This is a genomic window from Bradyrhizobium diazoefficiens USDA 110 (genome assembly GCF_000011365.1).
In the GTDB taxonomy this organism is placed as follows: Bacteria; Pseudomonadota; Alphaproteobacteria; order Rhizobiales; family Xanthobacteraceae; genus Bradyrhizobium; species Bradyrhizobium diazoefficiens.
This window is the reverse complement of sequence record NC_004463.1, coordinates 7242976-7258692: the sequence shown is the minus strand read 5'-3', so window position 1 is coordinate 7258692 and position 15717 is coordinate 7242976. Positions and strand designations below refer to the sequence as shown.

The window sequence follows — 15717 nt, the reverse complement described above, 5'->3', positions numbered from 1 at the left end:
TCTTTGAGGCGCCCCGGAATGACGGAGAAAAATCCCTCTACATCATCCCGCTCTCTTCCTCCTCCGCCTGTTCGATCAGCGCGTCGCTCACCACGACATCGCGGCGGGGGACGACGAAGATCATCATGCAGGCGCAGAGCAGCGAGATCGCGAGCACGGCGGAGGTCAGCGGCAGTGTCGTTGAGGATTGGCCGCCGAGATAGGCGCCGAATTGCGACATCAGCGCGCCGATGCCCTGCTGGAGGAAGCCCATCGCGCCGGACGCGGTGCCGGCCGCTTCGGGGCGGATGCTGATCGCACCGGCGGCGGAATTCGCCATCACGAAGGCATTGCCGGCCATCACGATCATCTGCGTGCCGAACAGCCAGGCGGGCGCTTCATTCCAGCCGGCGAAACTCCAGAACAGGTTCAAAAGGCTGCCGCCGAGCTGAAGGCCGAGCCCGAACCAGATCAGCTTTTCCAGCGAATGGCGCGGCGCAAAGCGCACGCAGAGCAGATTGCCGACGAGATACGCAAAGCCTGACGTAGCAAACCACGCGCCGTATTCGGCGCTGCTGCGGCCCATCTGCGTCACCACGATGTAGGGGCCGCCGCCGGCGAAGGTGAAGATGATCTGCGAGGCCAGCACCTGGCACATCACGTAGCCGACGAAGGCACGGTTCCTGATCAGGGTGCCGATGTCGGCGCGAAAGCCGCTGCCGGCGGCGCGGCTGCGACGCGTTTCCGGCAGCGCCACGGCGATGCCGACGGCGACCGCAACTGCGCCGATCGTGATGGCGTAGAAGATCGCGCGCCAGCCGAACGCGGTCTCGATCAGGCCGCCGGTGAGCGGCGAGAGCATCTGTCCGATCATCAGGGCCGCGACGACGAGGCTGATCATGGAGGCGACGCGCTGGCGCTCGTAGATGTCGCGGATGATGGCGCGGCTCACCACCATGCCGGTGGCGCCGCCCAGCGCCTGGAAGAAGCGTGCGGCGATCAGTTGCGGCAGGTTCTGCGCGAAGATGCAGGCAACGCTCGCCGCCACCATCAGCGCGAGCCCTGCGAGCAGCACCGGGCGCCGCCCGAACTTGTCCGACAGCGGCCCCATGATCAGCTGCGAGCAGGCGATGCCGACCATGAAGAGCGACACCGTCATCTGCGCGATCGAGATGTCGCTGCCGAAGTTCGTCGCCAGCACCGGCAGCGCCGGAACCAGCATGTAGAGCGAGATCGGCGCAATGCCGGTCATGACGACGAGCAGCAGCAACACCACGCGCGAGGTCGCGATGGTCTTCATTGCCGCTTCCGGCGGCCTGCTGATCATGCCGTGCATGCGTGTCCGTCTCTGACAGTTCGAATCGGACTGTAGCGTGCTCGCACAAGACGGATATCGGCGTTTCGGAATGCGGCTATTCGGATTTTGGGACGGTTATAATAACAGCGCGATGGAGACCGACTGGGCGCACGTCTCGTTCCACAAATGCGGTGTCTTTCCCCGCGAAGGCGGGGAATCCAGTATTCCAGGGACGGAAGTGGGATAAGGAGACGCTGCGGCGTACTGGATGCCCCGCCGGAGCCTGTCATCGGGCTCGCCGAAGGCGAGACCCGGTGGCGGGGCATGACGGCTGTGGGTGAGGGAATAGCCTTGCACAAATCGCGTAGTGCTATGCGCTGCACTCTGAATGACGACCTTACGCCTTCAGCTCCGCCGTCGCCTGATCGAGCCACGCCTTCGTTGCCTCGTCCAGCGCCGGCCCTACCTCGGCCCGCACACGCGCGTGGTAGGCATTGAGCCAGTCGAGCTCGTCTTTGGTCAGCATGGCGACATCGATCAGCCGGCGGTCGATCGGTGCCAGGGTCAGCGTCTCGAACGCGTTCATCGGCTTCTCGGCGCCCTTGATGTCGGCGGCGACGACCAGCTCGAGGTTCTCGATGCGGATGCCGAAACCGTCGGTCTTATAGTAGCCGGGCTCGTTGGAGAGGATCATGCCGCGCTTCAGCGGCGTGGTGCCGAGCTTCGAGATCCGCGCCGGTCCTTCGTGAACACTGAGATAGCTGCCGACGCCATGGCCGGTGCCGTGCTCGAAATCGACGCCGGCGGCCCAGAGATATTGCCGCGCCAGCGTGTCGAGCTGCGCGCCATTGGTGCCGTCGGGGAAGATCGCGCGCGCGATCGCGATGTGGCCGCGCAGCACGCGGGTGAAGCGGTCGCGCATCTCGCCCGTGGGCTCGCCGACCGCCATGGTGCGCGTCACGTCGGTGGTGCCGTCTTCATATTGAGCGCCGGAATCGATCAGCAGCAGGTCGCCGGGCGCGATGCGCCGGTTGCTCTTGCGGGTGACGCGGTAGTGCACGATGGCGCCGTTCGGGCCGGTGCCCGATATTGTCGGGAACGACACGTCCTTCAGCGCGCCGGTGTCGCGGCGGAATGTCTCCAGCGCCTCCACCGCGTCGATCTCGGTGAGCTTGCCGCTGGGCGCCTCGCGATCGATGAAGGCGAGGAAGCGCGCCAGCGCCACGGCATCGCGGCGATGCGCCGTCTGCGTGCCCTTGATCTCGGTCGCGTTCTTGACCGCCTTGAGCAGCGCAATCGGATCGCTGCCGCGCACCGGCTTGCCGCCGGCGCCGGCGATCAGCCGGCTCAGCGCGTCGGCCGCGGTGGCATTGTCGAGCGCGATCGCGGCGCCGCTCTTGGCCAGCGCCATCAGCGTCGGCGCCATCGCATCGGGCTCGCGCACGTCGGCCGATTGCTCGAGATGGTCGCGCGTCAGGTTGGAGAGCTTGCGGTGGTCGATGAAGATGGTCGGCCGGCCGTCCTTCGGCACCAGCGCGTAGGACAGCGGCAGCGGGGTATGCGCGACGTCGGCGCCGCGGATGTTGAAAGTCCAGGCCACCGCATGACTGTCCGACAGCACCAGCGCATCGGCGCCGAGCTTGGTGATCTCGCTTTTGATCTGAGCCAGCTTCTCGGCCTCGCCGATGCCGGCATGTTGCACTCCGTGCACGGCGACGGGAGCAAGCGGCGGCTGCGGCCGGTCGTGCCAGACCGCGTCCACCGGGTTGCTGTCGACCGCTACCAGCTCGGCGCCGGCCCTGGTGCAGGCGGCGGCGAGGCGCTCGGCTGCCGCAAAAGTGTGCAGCCATGGATCAAATCCGAGGCGGTCGCCGGCTTTCAGATGCGCCGACACCCAGCTCTCCGGCGGCGGGTCGATCAGCGATTCCACCGCCCAGGCCTTTGCATCGACCTGCTTGGCCGCCTGGATCGTGTAGCGGCCGTCCACGAACAATGCGGCTTCGCGGGTCAGCACCACCGCCAGTCCCGCCGATCCGGTGAAGCCGGTCAGCCAGGCGAGCCGCTCTTCCGAGGGCGCCACATATTCATTCTGCTGCTGGTCGGCGCGCGGAATGACGAAGCCGGTCAGCTTGCGGCGGGCGAGTTCTTCGCGGAGCGCCGCAAGGCGCGCCGTCAATGCGACGCCGGCCTCGGGCTCTTCGAATGTCTGGAAGTGTGCTTCGAACATGGTGGACCACTTTAGGATTATGGGGATCGCTCCGCAATGTGGACGCATTCGCGGCGCATCTGGCATGGACTGTGCTTGAAAAAGTTCCGCTTGAGTCGAGTGGAGTAAAGGGATGCGGCCTTTGAGCTCCGTCCGGATAACAGGGAAATTCGAGCAAGTGTTTCTACTCAACGGCGAGGGGACACACGATGCCAGCGTTCACGTTTGAGAAGATTTCGCCGCCGGCCCGCCGGGCCCCGGCCGCAACCACACCGAAGAAGCCGCGCGGTCTCATCAGCCAGATGATCGACCGTTTCGCCGAGCGCCGCGCCCGGCGCGCCTTGCAGGGCGAGCGCGCGATGCGCCGGGACGAGAAGCCGGCGGAGTAGGCGGTGTTTGTTCACCTCGCCCCGCTTGCGGAGAGAGGTCGGATTGCGAAGCAATCCGGGTGAGGGGGACTCTCCGCGAGTCCAGTTCTCACCGCCCCCGTGGAGACTCCCCCTCACCCCAACCCTCTCAGCGCGAGCGAAGCTCGTCGCGGCCCCGCATCCGCCTTCGCCATAGCTTCGGCGGACAAGAGCGGGGCGAGGGAGCACACCGCCGTCGCGGATGCTTGATCAGCTTACCCCACCTTCCTCAGCAACAGGCTGCTCCATCCCTCGATCCGCAAATGCCGCAGCGGCACGAGGCCGCGTGCGCGATAGGCGGCGATCACGGCGGGGGCCTGGTGCGTCAGCAGGCCGGAGAGGATGACGCGCGCGCCGGGCGCCAGGTGCCGCGCCATCGGGCTCGCCAGGTGCCGCAGCGGATTGGCAAGGATGTTGGCCAGCACCAGGTCGAACGGGCCCGCCCGGGCAAAATCCGGCGCGGCGAAGCCGGTGGCGCGGATCACCCGCACATGGTGACCGACTTCGTTCAGCCGGCCGTTCTCGGCCGCCACCCGCACGGAGGGCGGGTCGATGTCGGAGGCAAGCACGGCGCGATGCAGTGCCTTCGCCGCCGCGATGGCCAGCACGCCGGTTCCGGTGCCGAGGTCGAGCACGTTGCTCGGGCGGGAACTCTTCAGGACATGGTCAAGCAGGAGTAAACAGCCGCGCGTGGTGCCGTGATGGCCGGTGCCGAAGGCGAGCGCCGCCTCGATCTCGATCTTGAGCTTGTTCGGCGCGACGCGGTCGCGGTCATGGCTGCCGTGCACGACGAAGCGTCCGGCCGGCACCGGGACGAGGTCTTCCAGGCTGGCCTTGACCCAGTCCTTGGCTTCGACGGTGTCGAAGGCAAGCGTGTCGGCGATCTCATTTCCTGCCGAATTTACAACGAGTTCGCGCAGCCAAGCCTGGTCCGGCGCATCCGCAAAATGCAGCGTGACGTCCCATTGTCCGTCCGGCCGTTCGAAGGCGGCGACCGCGGCATCGCCTTCGAAAAACACCTCGGTGAGCACGTCGACGACGCGCCGGGCCGCGGCCTCGCTGCCGATCGAAAAGCTGGCGCGATGGGTAGGGGAAGGCTGCATGCTAGGGTTCCGTCAGGTTCAATTTTTGGAACTTTTGTTCCCAATTTTCCGCATAACTTGCGGTTCCGGGATTAACCCGTCCGAAGGTTGCGCTCCGTAAATTTTCGGATGTTGGGGCGAACCAACGCAGCTTGAAATAGAAATGGAGGCGAGTCTTGACGCGCATGATTTTGAAGTTCTGGTCCAATGAATCCGGTGCGACCGCAATCGAGTACGGCCTTATCGCGGCCGGTATCGCGCTGGCGATCATCACCGTGGTGAACGGCCTGGGCACCACGATGAACGAAAAGTTCACTTCGATTAGCACCTCCTTGAAGTAATTTCCGCCTCCCATTTCCCAGCGGGGGCTAGTTTCTTCGTAGGCTATGTCTGACTAGCGCCCGCTCGGGAATTGCTCCTGGCGGGCGAAGTCATTTTCCCGCGTGCGATTCCCGGCCGGTGTCCACGGGTTGTCCGCCATTTGCCAGAGCGTTATCCACCGGCTCGTCCCGTCGTTGGCCAGCGGTTTTCCACCGCCTTTCCCCAGACTTGTCCCGATGGTCCGGTGCCGCCATCCTCTTCCCGGGCACACACCTCTCGACAGCCTGTCCACAGCCCATCCACAGACCTATCCACGGCTTCCGAACAGCGACCGGTGATCCCGCAGGATCGCTTGTGCTGCGTTGTGGCCGGGGGCGCCGGTGACGCCGCCGCCGGGATGGGCGCCGGAGCCGCAGTGATAGAGGCCTTTCAGGGGGCCGCGATAATCGGCATGGCCCAGCATCGGCCGTGCCGAGAACAGCTGGTTCAGCGTCAGCGCGCCGTGGAAGATGTCGCCGCCGAGGAGGCCGAACTGCCGTTCGAGATCCAGCGGCGAGAGAATCTGGCGGCCGAGCACGCTTGACGCAAAACCCGGCGCGTAGCTGTCCACCGTCGCGATCATGAGATCGGCGACCTCGTCGCGATGGTCGTCCCAGGATCTGCTGTCGGGAAGCTCCGGCGCGACGTGCTGGCAGAACAGGCTCGCGACATGCTTGCCTTCGGGCGCCAGCGTGTCGTCGAGCGTGGAGGGGATCAGCATCTCGACCACGGGTTCGCGGCTCCAGCCGTGCGCGCGCGCATCGAGAAAGGCCCGGTCCATGTAGCCGAGGCTCGGCGCCAGGATGATGCCCGAGGTGAGGTGATCGCCGTCATCCGGCAGCGCCGTGAAGGAGGGCAGGCGGTCCAGGGCCACGTTCATGCGGAAGGTGCCGGAGCCGTTCTTCCAGTGCCGGATGCGGGCGAGGAAGTCCTTCGGCAGGGCGTCGGCCGCGATCAGCCGCGTATAGAGCAGCTTTGGATTGACGTTGGCCGCTACGTATTTCGCCCGGATCGTCGCGCCGTTCTCCAGCACGACGCCGACGGCGCGGTCGCGTTCGACGATCACCTCGCGCACGCCGGCGTCCGTGTCGATCGCGACGCCCCGGCCCTGCGCGGCGCGCGCCATCGCCTGCGTGATCGCGCCCATGCCGCCGATGGCGTGGCCCCAGACGCCCTTCTTGCCGTTCACCTCGCCGAAGGCGTGATGCAGCATCACATAGGCCGAGCCGGCGGCGTAGGGGCTCGCATAATTGCCGACGATGGCATCGAAGCCGAACAGCGCCTTGACTAGATCGTGCTCGAAGCGCTCGTCAAGCATCTCGCCGGCCGAGCGGGTGAAGAGATCGAGCAGGCTGCGGCTTTGCTCCAGCGTGAGGCCGCGCAGGATGTTGGCGCTCTGCAATGCGTTCACGGCCTCGCGGATCGCGTTGGTGCCAAAACCGTCGAGCAGGTTCGGCGGCGCGCGCAGCACGAACTGCCGCAGCACGTCGGCGATGTCTTCCAGCTCGCGCGAGAAGCCGTCGAGTGCGTCCGCATCATGCGCGCTCAGCCGCGCGACTGACGCTTTTGTCCGTCCCTCGCCGGTGAGCAGATAGCTGCCGTCCGGCGCTGGCAGAAAATTCTGCGCCCGCCGTTCGACGATACGCAGGCCCTGCTCGGCAAGCCCGAGGTCGCGGATCACCTGCGGATTGAGCAGGCTCACGGTGTAGGCTGCGACAGAATTGCGGAAACCCGGATGAAACTCCTCCGTGACCGCCGCTCCGCCGACCACCTTGCGACGCTCGACCACGCGCACGCGCAGCCCCGCCATCGCGAGATAGGCCGCGCAGGTGAGGCCGTTATGGCCAGCGCCGATGATGACGACGTCGGTTTCGGTCATGGGAGCTTCTGAATGTTCCACAGTCATTCCGGGGCGATGCGACGGGACCGCGTAGCGCGGCCCGGAGCATCGAACCCGGAATCTCGAGATTCCCCGGTGCGCAACTGCGCACCTGTGGTCTGGTCCTTCGGACCATCCCGGAATGACATCTCTATATCAAGCATTCCTCGCTGCAACATCACGAGCCCCTTTATTGCCCGTTCAGGCGCCTTGTGCTCCATTGCGCCCCGTCCGGCGCCCGCCGGAGGAACTGTCCGACGCGTCTTCTCGCGCGAACCGGTGCCCACTTCGCCGGAAAACGCTTTTGCCGGAGCTTTCATGGATTCGATCGTGCAACCCGCCGCCACGGAGCAGCCGTCGTCGTCGCGCAACCGGCTGCTGCTGGCGGTCTACACCGCTGCGATCTTCGTCAGCGCGCTGCTGCTGTTCTCGGTGCAGCCGCTGTTCACGAAGATGGTGCTGCCGCGTCTGGGCGGCTCGCCGGCGGTGTGGTCGGTCGCCATGGTGTTCTTCCAGTCGCTGCTGCTGGCGGGCTACGCCTATGCGCATCTGTTGATGCAGGTCCGGAACCGGATCGTTCCGGTGGTGGTGCATCTGGTGTTGCTGGCCCTGGCCTTCGCCACGCTGCCGCTCGGCATCGCCACCGCCTATGGCGAGCCGCCCGCGTCGGGCTATGCGGTCTGGCTGCTCGGCCTGTTCGTGGTCTCGATCGGACTGCCGTTCTTCGCGCTCGCCGCCAACAATCCGCTGCTGCAAGCCTGGTTCGTCCGCACCGGCCATCCCGCCGGACACGATCCCTATTTCCTCTATGCCTCCTCCAACATCGGCAGCTTCCTGGCGCTGTTGTCCTATCCGTTCCTGCTGGAGCCGATGTTCACGCTGCACACGCAGAACCGGTTCTGGACCGGCGGCTATGGCCTCCTGATTCTCCTGATCGCCGCCTGTGGCGTGCTGCTGCTGCGCTCGCCAAAACTGGCGGTGGTCGATGCGCGGACCGAGGAGATCAATGCGCCGGCCCCCGGCCTCGTGACGCGGCTGCGCTGGATCTTCCTCGCCGCGGTGCCGTCGGGACTGCTCATCGCCGTCACCGCGCACATCTCCACCGACGTCGCGGCAGCGCCGCTTCTGTGGGTGCTGCCGCTGTCGCTGTATTTGCTCACCTGGGTGGTGGTGTTCCAGTCGCGACCGCTGCTGCCGCACAAATGGATGCTGATGCTCCAGCCGGTCGCGATCGCGGGCGTGGTCTTCCTGCTGGCCTTCGGGGGCGAACAGAATCTGCTGCTGACGCTCGGCGGTCATCAATTGTGCTTCTTCGTCATCGCCATGGCCTGTCACGGCGAATTGGCGCGGACCCGGCCGGCCGCCAAATATCTCACCGGCTTCTATGTCGCGCTGTCGTTCGGCGGCATGGTCGGCGGCCTCTTTGCAGGCCTCGTTGCTCCATTCACCTTCTCATGGATCGCCGAATATCCGATCCTGATCGCGCTCGCGGCGCTGTGCCGCCCGTCCGCCAACGAGCGTGTTGCCCGCATCGTCAAATGGTACTGGCTGGCGCTCGCCGCGCTCGCGGTGGCGCTCGTTGCGCCGTCCTACACCACAGGCAGCCTTTCGACCTGGTTCGAGGACCACCGCGTCTGGATCGCCGGCTCCGTCGGCGTGCTCGCCGCGCTGCTGGCATTGGCGCTCAATGCCGGCCGCTGGAAGATCTTTGCCACGGTTGCGCTCGCGCTGGCGTTGATCCGTGTCTATCCGGCGGACGAAGGCCGCGTCACCACCGTGCGCAGCTTCTTCGGCGTCCACAAGATCGTGGAGACGCCCGGCGGCTATTTCCACGTGCTGATGCACGGCACCACGATCCACGGCGCCGAGCGCTTCCGCAACAATGACGGCACGCCGGTCACCGGGCGGCCCGAGGCGATCACCTATTATCACAAGGACGGCGGCATCGGTCAGGCCATCACCGCGCTCCGCGAGCGCAAGGGCGCGCCGCTGAAGGTCGCCGCGATCGGCGTCGGATCGGGCACGCTCGCCTGCGCCGCCGAGCCCGGGGAGAGCTGGAAATTCTTCGAGATCGACCAGTCGATGGTGGATGCTGCGCGCGACCCGAAGAATTTTCGCTACATCTCGAGCTGCCTGCCGGACCTGAAGCCGGTGATCGGGGACGCACGCCTGACCTTCGCGAAGGAGCCGGACGGCGCCTATGACTTGATCATCGTCGATGCCTATTCGTCGGATGCGATCCCGATCCATCTTGCGACCGAGGAGGCGATGAAGATCTACAAGGACAAGCTCGCTCCGCACGGCGCCGTGGTGATGCACGTGTCCAACCGGCATCTCGATCTCGAAACCGTCGTGGTCGGCATCGCCGACGCCAACGATCTCAAGAGCTGGGTCTTCAACGAGGATTCCGGGCGGGATGCCGACTACATCTTCTCGACCGACGTCGTCATCTCCGCGCGCGAGGAGGCCGACGTCGGCAAGATCGCCTCGTCCAAGGTCTGGGAGCAGACCGAAGCCGACGACAGGGTGCGGGTCTGGACCGACGATTATTCCAACATTCTGGGCGCGCTGTACCGGCGCTTGAGGGATGGGGAGTAGGTTTTTGCGATGTCTCGTGCCCCGGACGCAGCGCAGCGCTTCTTCAGCGGTGCGCTGCAGAGCCGGGGCCCATCATTCCGGGTCCCGGCTCTGCGGAGCAGCGTTGCACGCTGCGCTGCGTCCGGGACACGAGACCGCTCAAGGCGCCACCGGCGTTCCCGCCGGCAGCGCAAGTCCCTTCTCGCCCGCAACCTGCCGCAACAGGTCGGGCCTATCCGAGATGATTCCGTCGACGCCGATCTCGATCATGCGCGTCATGTCCTCGGGCTTGTTGACCGTCCAGACCACGACGCGCAGCCCGAGCCCGTGAGCCTCCGAGACGAGGGCCGCAGTCACATCGCCGAAATAGGGCGACCAGATCGCGCCGCCCGCAGCCTTGATGGTTCGCGGCAGCGAGCCGCCGTGATCGGCGGGGCTGAAACCCGCGGTCCAGTTGGTGGCCTTGTCCAGCACCACGGTCTGTCCTGAACCGCGCTGGAGCGTCAGGTACACGGTCGGAATGGTCGGTGCCTGCTGCTGGACGAGCTGCAGGGTCCTCCAGTCGAACGACTGGATCATGACGCGCTCGGAAAACTTCTCGGCCTCGATCAGCCCGAGCAGTTTGGTGACAAAACCTTGCGGGTCGAGGGATTCGTCCGGATGGTTCGGATCGATCTTGGTCTCGATGTTGAAGCGCACGCGATCGTTGCCGGATTTGCGCACCAGCGCGAACAACTGCCTCAAGGTGGGAATGCGTGTCCCCGGGACGGCGCGCTGCTCGGGGAATTGCTTGGCGTAGGCACTGTCCGGACGGAGCTGGCCGACGTCATAGCTCCCGACCTCTTCGAGCCGCAGTCGTACGAAGGGCGTGCCGGGCGGAGCGACATAGGCGCCGTTCGCATCCCGTGCCAGATCGGGATTGAGCCCGCGTTCATGCGAGATGATGACCGCGCCATCGGCGGTGACGCCGACGTCGAGCTCCAGTGTGTCCACGCCCATCGACAGCGCGTTGGCGAAGGCCGGCAGGGTGTTTTCCGGTAGCAGCGCCCGCCCGCCGCGATGCGCCTCGAGATCCAAGGCCATGGCTTCTCCTGCTGTGAGAACCGAGAGCACGGTCAGGATCGTCGCGGCACGTGACGGCATCACAGTTCGCAGCCCAAGTGAAAGGACCAAGGGAAAGGAAAGCATATGAAATCTTCGCTTGTTTCGTCCAGTCCCGTGGTCGACAGGCGGTTGACGGAGGCCGTGGAAGGCCGAAACTGGCCCTCCAAAAAAAGGATCGGTCCGGGGACGATTCATATGCGGCTTATCTTCATCGCAACGATGGCGGTTCTCATGGTCGGGCAGGCGGCAGCCAAGGATGTGCTTTCGGGCGCGAGCCTCTATGCGGACGTCGCGCGCTACGAATCCTTCGGCCTGCACCGCTTCGGCTCGCCCGGCGACCGCGCGACGGCGGACTGGATTGCCGGCGAGATGAAGCAGGCCGGGTTCGAGGTCAGCTTCCAGCCCGTCGTGCTCGGCCGGCAATATGTCGTCGAGCAGGCCAGCGCCGAGGCGAGCGGCACGAGCATCGAGGCGACGCCATTCTGGTGGCCGCCGGAAGACAAGGCCAGCTTCCATCTGTCCGCGCTGCTTGCGCGCGACGGTGACGTTGCCGGCAAGATCCTCTGGCTGGAGCTGCCATTCGATCGCGGCGCCTATCTCGGCCCCGCCCATCGCGACGCGATCGCGGAAGCGGCGGCGAGGAAGCCGGCGGCCATCCTGCTGACGATCGGCAATCCCGCGGACGATCGTTTCGCCTACAACGTCACGCAGGAGGATGCGCCCTGGCCGGTGCCGGTGATGGTGGTCGGTGCCAGGTCGCGCGCGACATTCGAGCGCGCAATCGCCTCGGGCGAACCCGTCACCTTCGACGTCAAAGGGCATTATGAGCGCGATGTCGCCGGCCGCAACGTGATCGCCGAGACCGGCGCCGGCCGCGGGCCGACCATCGTCGTCTCGACGCCGATGACCGGCTGGTACTCTTGCGTCTGCGAGCGTGGCCCCGGCATCGCCAACTTCCTCGCGCTGGCGCGCACCGTCGCTGCCGAAAAATGGCCGGCGCATCTCGTCTTCATCGCCACCGCAGGCCATGAAATCGGTCACGGCGGCATGGAGCTGTTCCTGAAGCACGGCGCGCCGGCGCCGAAGGACACGCTGGCGTGGATCCATTTCGGTTCGTCGAACGCGTGCTATGGCTTTGCGGAAGGCGCCCGCACCGAGCGGCCGGAGGAAGAGCGCTATCTCGTGCTGAGCAAATCCGCCGTTGCGCTGACGGACGAGGCCTTCGCCGGGGTCGCGGCAAAACGTCTGGTGACGGAGAAGCAGGCGGTCGGCGAGCTGCGCGACGTGCACGCGGCGGGCTATCCCAATTTCCTCGGCATGGCCGGCCGCCATCGCACGTTCCACACGCCGTCGGACGATCTCGGCGCGACCGGCCCCGAGATCCTCGAGCCGGTCGCCCGCGCTTTCGTCGATGCTGCGCGAAAGATCGTCGAACGCGGCGACGCCGCGTTCAGATAGCGTCAGTTCAGGTAGCGTCAGTTCTGATAGTAGTAGCCGCGCGGCTGGTAGTACTGGCGGGGCTGTGGCTGATAGTAGCCCTGCTGGCCGTAGCCCTGATTGTAATATTGCTGCGGCTGCTGCTGATAGACCTGCGCGTCATAGAGCGGGCGGCTGGCCGGACGCGGCGCCGGATAGCGCGCACCGGTGTCGCTGCCGTCGGCAGGGTAGATGTAATTGTCGTCCTGCGGCATGTAGCGGCGGGCGGGCTGCGCCGGCGGCGTCAGATTCACGGGATCGCCTGATGTGGCGTACTGCTCTTCCGCAGGCTGCGGTGCGCGTGCCACCGCATTGTTGGTGCGGCCGCGCGGATTGCGCGCCAGCGCCACCTGCGCCGAGCCGGTCAGCGTCACCGTGGTGTTGAGCACGCCCTGCTGCTGCACCAGCGCATAGAGCGTCGATGCGTTCTGGCGCGACAGCCGCACGCAGCCATGGGATGCCGGCGTGCCGAGACGGCCGACCGAGTCGGTGCCGTGAATGGCGTGCCCGACCTTGGTGAAAAAGATCGCGTGCGGCATCGGCGCGTCGTCGAATTCCTTGGAGTAGTGGTCCTCTTCCATGCGGAAGGTGCGGAACGCTCCGTTCGGCGTCTCGCGCGAGGGAATGCCCGTCGACACCGGCCAGTGATAGCGCGCGACGCCGTCGACGGCGACGGTCATCTGCTGATTGTCCTTGTCGATGGTGATTTCGACCTTGGCCTGCGCGGTGCCCGCGCTCAAAAGCAGCAGGGAGGTGAAAGTAATGAAAAACGAACGCATCTGAAAACGCATTTGAGTTCTGGCCTCCGGCCTGTTCACGCAAGCGCCGCGGCTCTCCGTCCCCCGGCGTGCACTATGCCTGCAATCCGGCTTTCGTTCCAGCAGCCGGCCCGGCCATCGTTAACGTGATGCCTGATGTAAGCAAGGCCGCTTTGTGCCGCGCCGCCCGCGGCGATGCTGACATTTTCGCGAGCGGAGATGCGTTCACGACGTCGACAATTCGTCACAAAGGCGCAACCATTTGGCCGCTCCGGGCGTTGAACATGGCCTACCTGACAGGCGGTTTTCGCCGCCGTTGACCTCTTGTATTTCCCTTGGGATCGAAGATGAACAAAGTCCGTATCGCCGCTGCGCAATTGCCGGCCGGTTTACGTTTACCTGTCCACCTGCTTTTCGCAGCCGCCGCCATCCTGCTCGCGCTGTTATCGCTGCCGCAAGCCGGCCATGCCCAGGGCATCGTGCGCGGTGCCCAGGAAGGCGCCCATGAAGGCAACCGCATTGCCGGCCCGGTGGGCGGTGTGGTCGGAGGCGCGGTCGGTGCCGGTGTCGGCGGCGCCGTGGGCGCGGTCGAGGGCGTGCTGGGCATTCCCCACCGTCACTACCGTCACTGCCGCGGGTATTATGACGGCTATCACCGCTTCCATTGCTATCGGTGATTGTCATTCCGGGGCGCGACGAAGTCGCGAGCCCGGAATCCATTCATCCACCAACTCTGTCGCACGATGGATTCCGGGCTCGTGCTTCGCACGCCCCGGAATGACGACAGGGGTCAATTCTTCAGCCGGTACCCAGTGCGGAAAATCCACCAGATCGCGACCAGGCAGATCACCAGGAACGCCGTCGTCATGCAGATGCTGACGGCCACACTCACATCGGCGATCTCGTAGAAGCTCCAGCGGAAGCCGGAGATCAGATAGACGACCGGGTTGAGCAGCGCCACCGTGCGCCAGGTGGGCGGCAGCATGTCGATGGAATAGAAGCTGCCGCCGAGGAAGGTCAGCGGCGTCACCACCAGCATCGGGATCATCTGCAGCTTCTCGAACCCGTCGGCCCAGATGCCGATGATGAAGCCGAACAGGCTGAACGTCACCGCCGTCAGCACCAGGAAGGCCAGCATCCAGACCGGATGGTGGATATGCAATGGAACGAAGAGCCCGGCGGTGGCCAGGATGATCAGGCCGAGGATGATCGACTTGGTCGCGGCGGCGCCGACATAGCCGAGTACGATCTCGAAATAGGAGATCGGCGCCGACAGGATCTCGTAGATCGTGCCGGTGAATTTCGGGAAGTAGATGCCGAACGAGGCGTTGGCGATGCTCTGCGTCAGCACCGAGAGCATGATCAGGCCCGGCACGATGAAGGTGCCGTAGCTGACGCCCTCGACCTGGCTGATGCGCGAGCCGATCGCGGCGCCGAACACCACGAAATAGAGCGAGGTGGAGACCACCGGCGAGACGATGCTTTGCAGCAGCGTGCGCCAGGTGCGCGCCATTTCGAACAGATAGATGGCGCGGATGGCGCGGTGATTCATGACGTCCTCACGAGGTCGACGAAGATGTCCTCGAGCGACGATTGCGTCGTGTCGAGATCGTTGAAGCGGATGCCGGCGGTGCGGAGGTCGCTCAGCAGGCTGGTGATGCCGGTGCGCTCGCCCTTGGTGTCGTAGTCGTAGACCAGCGTCGCGCCGGAATCGCAGAGGTCGAGCTCGTAATGGCCAAGGCTCTCCGGCAGCGCGGAGATCTTGTTCTGCAAGTGCAGGGTCAGCCGCTTCTTGCCGAGCTTCTGCATCAAGGTCGCCTTGTCCTCGACCAGCACGATCTCGCCCTTGTTGATGACGCCGATGCGATCGGCCATCTCCTCGGCTTCCTCGATGTAGTGCGTGGTGAGGATGATGGTGACGCCGGACTGCTGGAGCGTGCGCACCACCTCCCACATGCCCTTGCGCAGCTCGACGTCGACGCCGGCGGTGGGCTCGTCCAGGAACAGGATCTGCGGCTCGTGCGACAGTGCCTTGGCGATCATCACGCGGCGCTTCATGCCGCCGGAGAGTGTGATGATCTTGCTGTCCTTCTTGTCCCACAGCGAGAGGTCCTTGAGCACCTTCTCGATATGGGCTGGGTTCTTCGGCTTGCCGAACAGGCCGCGGGAGAAGCTCACGGTCGCCCAGACGCTCTCGAAGGCGTCGGTGTGGAGTTCCTGCGGCACCAGGCCGATCAGCGAGCGCGCCTTGCGGTAGGAGGTCTGGATGTCCTCGCCGCCGACGAGAACGCGGCCCTCGCTCGGATTGGCGATGCCGCAGATGATCGAGATCAGCGTGGTCTTGCCGGCGCCGTTCGGCCCGAGCAGGGCGAAGATCTCGCCGCGCTTGATATCCAGATTGACGTTCTTGAGCGCCTTGAAGCCGGACCCATAGGTCTTCGACAAATTGGCGACGGAAATGATGGAAGACATGATGGCCGCAAGTCTGAGGGGAAAGGCTGGGGAATGGAGCTGGAACCCGCCCAGGCGGGCCGGTCAGCGGTGCCCTGAGATAGGAATGCCATTGCCCGGTCGCAATTGGCCGCAGAAAAA

At 65.4% G+C, this 15717-nt stretch carries 13 protein-coding genes; 5 read left to right on the top strand and 8 right to left on the bottom strand.

What is annotated here, in order from left to right; all coding sequences use genetic code 11:
* Window positions 1–37 precede the first annotated feature (37 nt).
* Together BJA_RS33385 and BJA_RS33380 are read right to left on the bottom strand one after the other, a co-directional pair.
* Complete coding sequence (locus BJA_RS33385; RefSeq protein ID WP_011089330.1) at window positions 38–1315, bottom strand: multidrug effflux MFS transporter; 1278 nt, start codon at window positions 1313–1315, stop codon at window positions 38–40.
* Window positions 1316–1673: 358 nt separating this feature from the next.
* A complete protein-coding gene (locus BJA_RS33380) occupies window positions 1674–3503 on the bottom strand; it encodes an aminopeptidase P family protein (protein ID WP_038966432.1) in 1830 nt (609 codons plus the stop codon).
* Between the two features lie 188 nt (window positions 3504–3691).
* Here BJA_RS33380 and BJA_RS33375 point away from each other — a divergent pair, with 188 nt between their 5' ends.
* The gene (locus BJA_RS33375; protein ID WP_038966433.1) at window positions 3692–3871 is read left to right on the top strand and encodes a hypothetical protein; all 180 of its coding nucleotides are present in this window, start codon (window positions 3692–3694) and stop codon (window positions 3869–3871) included.
* A gap of 233 nt (window positions 3872–4104) precedes the next feature.
* Here BJA_RS33375 and BJA_RS33370 read toward each other — a convergent pair whose 3' ends face one another.
* Window positions 4105–4992 (bottom strand): 50S ribosomal protein L11 methyltransferase, encoded by an 888-nt coding sequence (locus tag BJA_RS33370; RefSeq protein ID WP_011089328.1) that lies wholly within the window; start codon window positions 4990–4992, stop codon window positions 4105–4107.
* Between the two features lie 164 nt (window positions 4993–5156).
* Between BJA_RS33370 and BJA_RS33365 the strand changes: the two genes are divergently transcribed.
* Window positions 5157–5312 (top strand): Flp family type IVb pilin, encoded by a 156-nt coding sequence (locus BJA_RS33365; RefSeq protein ID WP_011089327.1) that lies wholly within the window; start codon window positions 5157–5159, stop codon window positions 5310–5312.
* A 287-nt stretch (window positions 5313–5599) separates the two neighbouring features.
* On the opposite strand, the gene BJA_RS33360 is transcribed toward BJA_RS33365, so the two are convergent.
* Window positions 5600–7210, bottom strand: coding sequence for a phytoene desaturase family protein (locus tag BJA_RS33360; RefSeq protein ID WP_038966434.1), 1611 nt, complete (start codon window positions 7208–7210; stop codon window positions 5600–5602).
* Window positions 7211–7528: 318 nt separating this feature from the next.
* Between BJA_RS33360 and BJA_RS33355 the strand changes: the two genes are divergently transcribed.
* Complete coding sequence (locus tag BJA_RS33355; RefSeq protein ID WP_038966435.1) at window positions 7529–9808, top strand: spermidine synthase; 2280 nt, start codon at window positions 7529–7531, stop codon at window positions 9806–9808.
* A 138-nt stretch (window positions 9809–9946) separates the two neighbouring features.
* On the opposite strand, the gene BJA_RS33350 is transcribed toward BJA_RS33355, so the two are convergent.
* Entirely contained in the window at window positions 9947–10930 is a 984-nt protein-coding gene (locus BJA_RS33350; RefSeq protein ID WP_063921532.1) for a glycerophosphodiester phosphodiesterase, read from the bottom strand.
* Between the two features lie 156 nt (window positions 10931–11086).
* Here BJA_RS33350 and BJA_RS33345 point away from each other — a divergent pair, with 156 nt between their 5' ends.
* Window positions 11087–12349 (top strand): hypothetical protein, encoded by a 1263-nt coding sequence (locus BJA_RS33345; protein WP_038966440.1) that lies wholly within the window; start codon window positions 11087–11089, stop codon window positions 12347–12349.
* 17 nt (window positions 12350–12366) lie between these two features.
* Here the strand turns inward: BJA_RS33345 and BJA_RS33340 are convergent, their stop codons facing one another.
* A complete protein-coding gene (locus BJA_RS33340) occupies window positions 12367–13146 on the bottom strand; it encodes a L,D-transpeptidase (RefSeq protein ID WP_038966441.1) in 780 nt (259 codons plus the stop codon).
* 326 nt (window positions 13147–13472) lie between these two features.
* Between BJA_RS33340 and BJA_RS33335 the strand changes: the two genes are divergently transcribed.
* On the top strand, window positions 13473–13802 hold the full coding sequence (locus BJA_RS33335; protein WP_011089320.1) for a hypothetical protein: 330 nt from the start codon (window positions 13473–13475) through the stop codon (window positions 13800–13802).
* A gap of 113 nt (window positions 13803–13915) precedes the next feature.
* Here BJA_RS33335 and BJA_RS33330 read toward each other — a convergent pair whose 3' ends face one another.
* Both BJA_RS33330 and BJA_RS33325 read right to left on the bottom strand, forming a co-directional pair.
* A complete protein-coding gene (locus BJA_RS33330; RefSeq protein WP_011089319.1) occupies window positions 13916–14677 on the bottom strand; it encodes an ABC transporter permease in 762 nt (253 codons plus the stop codon).
* A complete protein-coding gene (locus BJA_RS33325) occupies window positions 14674–15597 on the bottom strand; it encodes an ABC transporter ATP-binding protein (protein WP_011089318.1) in 924 nt (307 codons plus the stop codon). Before BJA_RS33325 ends, BJA_RS33330 begins: the two co-directional genes overlap by 4 nt.
* Window positions 15598–15717 lie beyond the last annotated feature (120 nt).

Excerpts from the sequence above, each read along its gene's own strand:
- BJA_RS33385 (WP_011089330.1), bottom strand. The coding sequence starts at position 1,315 with ATGCACGGCATGATCAGCAGGCCGCCGGAAGCGGCAATGAAGACCATC.
- BJA_RS33380 (WP_038966432.1), bottom strand. The coding sequence starts at position 3,503 with ATGTTCGAAGCACACTTCCAGACATTCGAAGAGCCCGAGGCCGGCGTC.
- BJA_RS33375 (WP_038966433.1), top strand. The coding sequence starts at position 3,692 with ATGCCAGCGTTCACGTTTGAGAAGATTTCGCCGCCGGCCCGCCGGGCC.
- BJA_RS33370 (WP_011089328.1), bottom strand. The coding sequence starts at position 4,992 with ATGCAGCCTTCCCCTACCCATCGCGCCAGCTTTTCGATCGGCAGCGAG.
- BJA_RS33365 (WP_011089327.1), top strand. The coding sequence starts at position 5,157 with ATGATTTTGAAGTTCTGGTCCAATGAATCCGGTGCGACCGCAATCGAG.
- BJA_RS33360 (WP_038966434.1), bottom strand. The coding sequence starts at position 7,210 with ATGACCGAAACCGACGTCGTCATCATCGGCGCTGGCCATAACGGCCTC.
- BJA_RS33355 (WP_038966435.1), top strand. The coding sequence starts at position 7,529 with ATGGATTCGATCGTGCAACCCGCCGCCACGGAGCAGCCGTCGTCGTCG.
- BJA_RS33350 (WP_063921532.1), bottom strand. The coding sequence starts at position 10,930 with ATGCCGTCACGTGCCGCGACGATCCTGACCGTGCTCTCGGTTCTCACA.
- BJA_RS33345 (WP_038966440.1), top strand. The coding sequence starts at position 11,087 with ATGCGGCTTATCTTCATCGCAACGATGGCGGTTCTCATGGTCGGGCAG.
- BJA_RS33340 (WP_038966441.1), bottom strand. The coding sequence starts at position 13,146 with ATGCGTTCGTTTTTCATTACTTTCACCTCCCTGCTGCTTTTGAGCGCG.
- BJA_RS33335 (WP_011089320.1), top strand. The coding sequence starts at position 13,473 with ATGAACAAAGTCCGTATCGCCGCTGCGCAATTGCCGGCCGGTTTACGT.
- BJA_RS33330 (WP_011089319.1), bottom strand. The coding sequence starts at position 14,677 with ATGAATCACCGCGCCATCCGCGCCATCTATCTGTTCGAAATGGCGCGC.
- BJA_RS33325 (WP_011089318.1), bottom strand. The coding sequence starts at position 15,597 with ATGTCTTCCATCATTTCCGTCGCCAATTTGTCGAAGACCTATGGGTCC.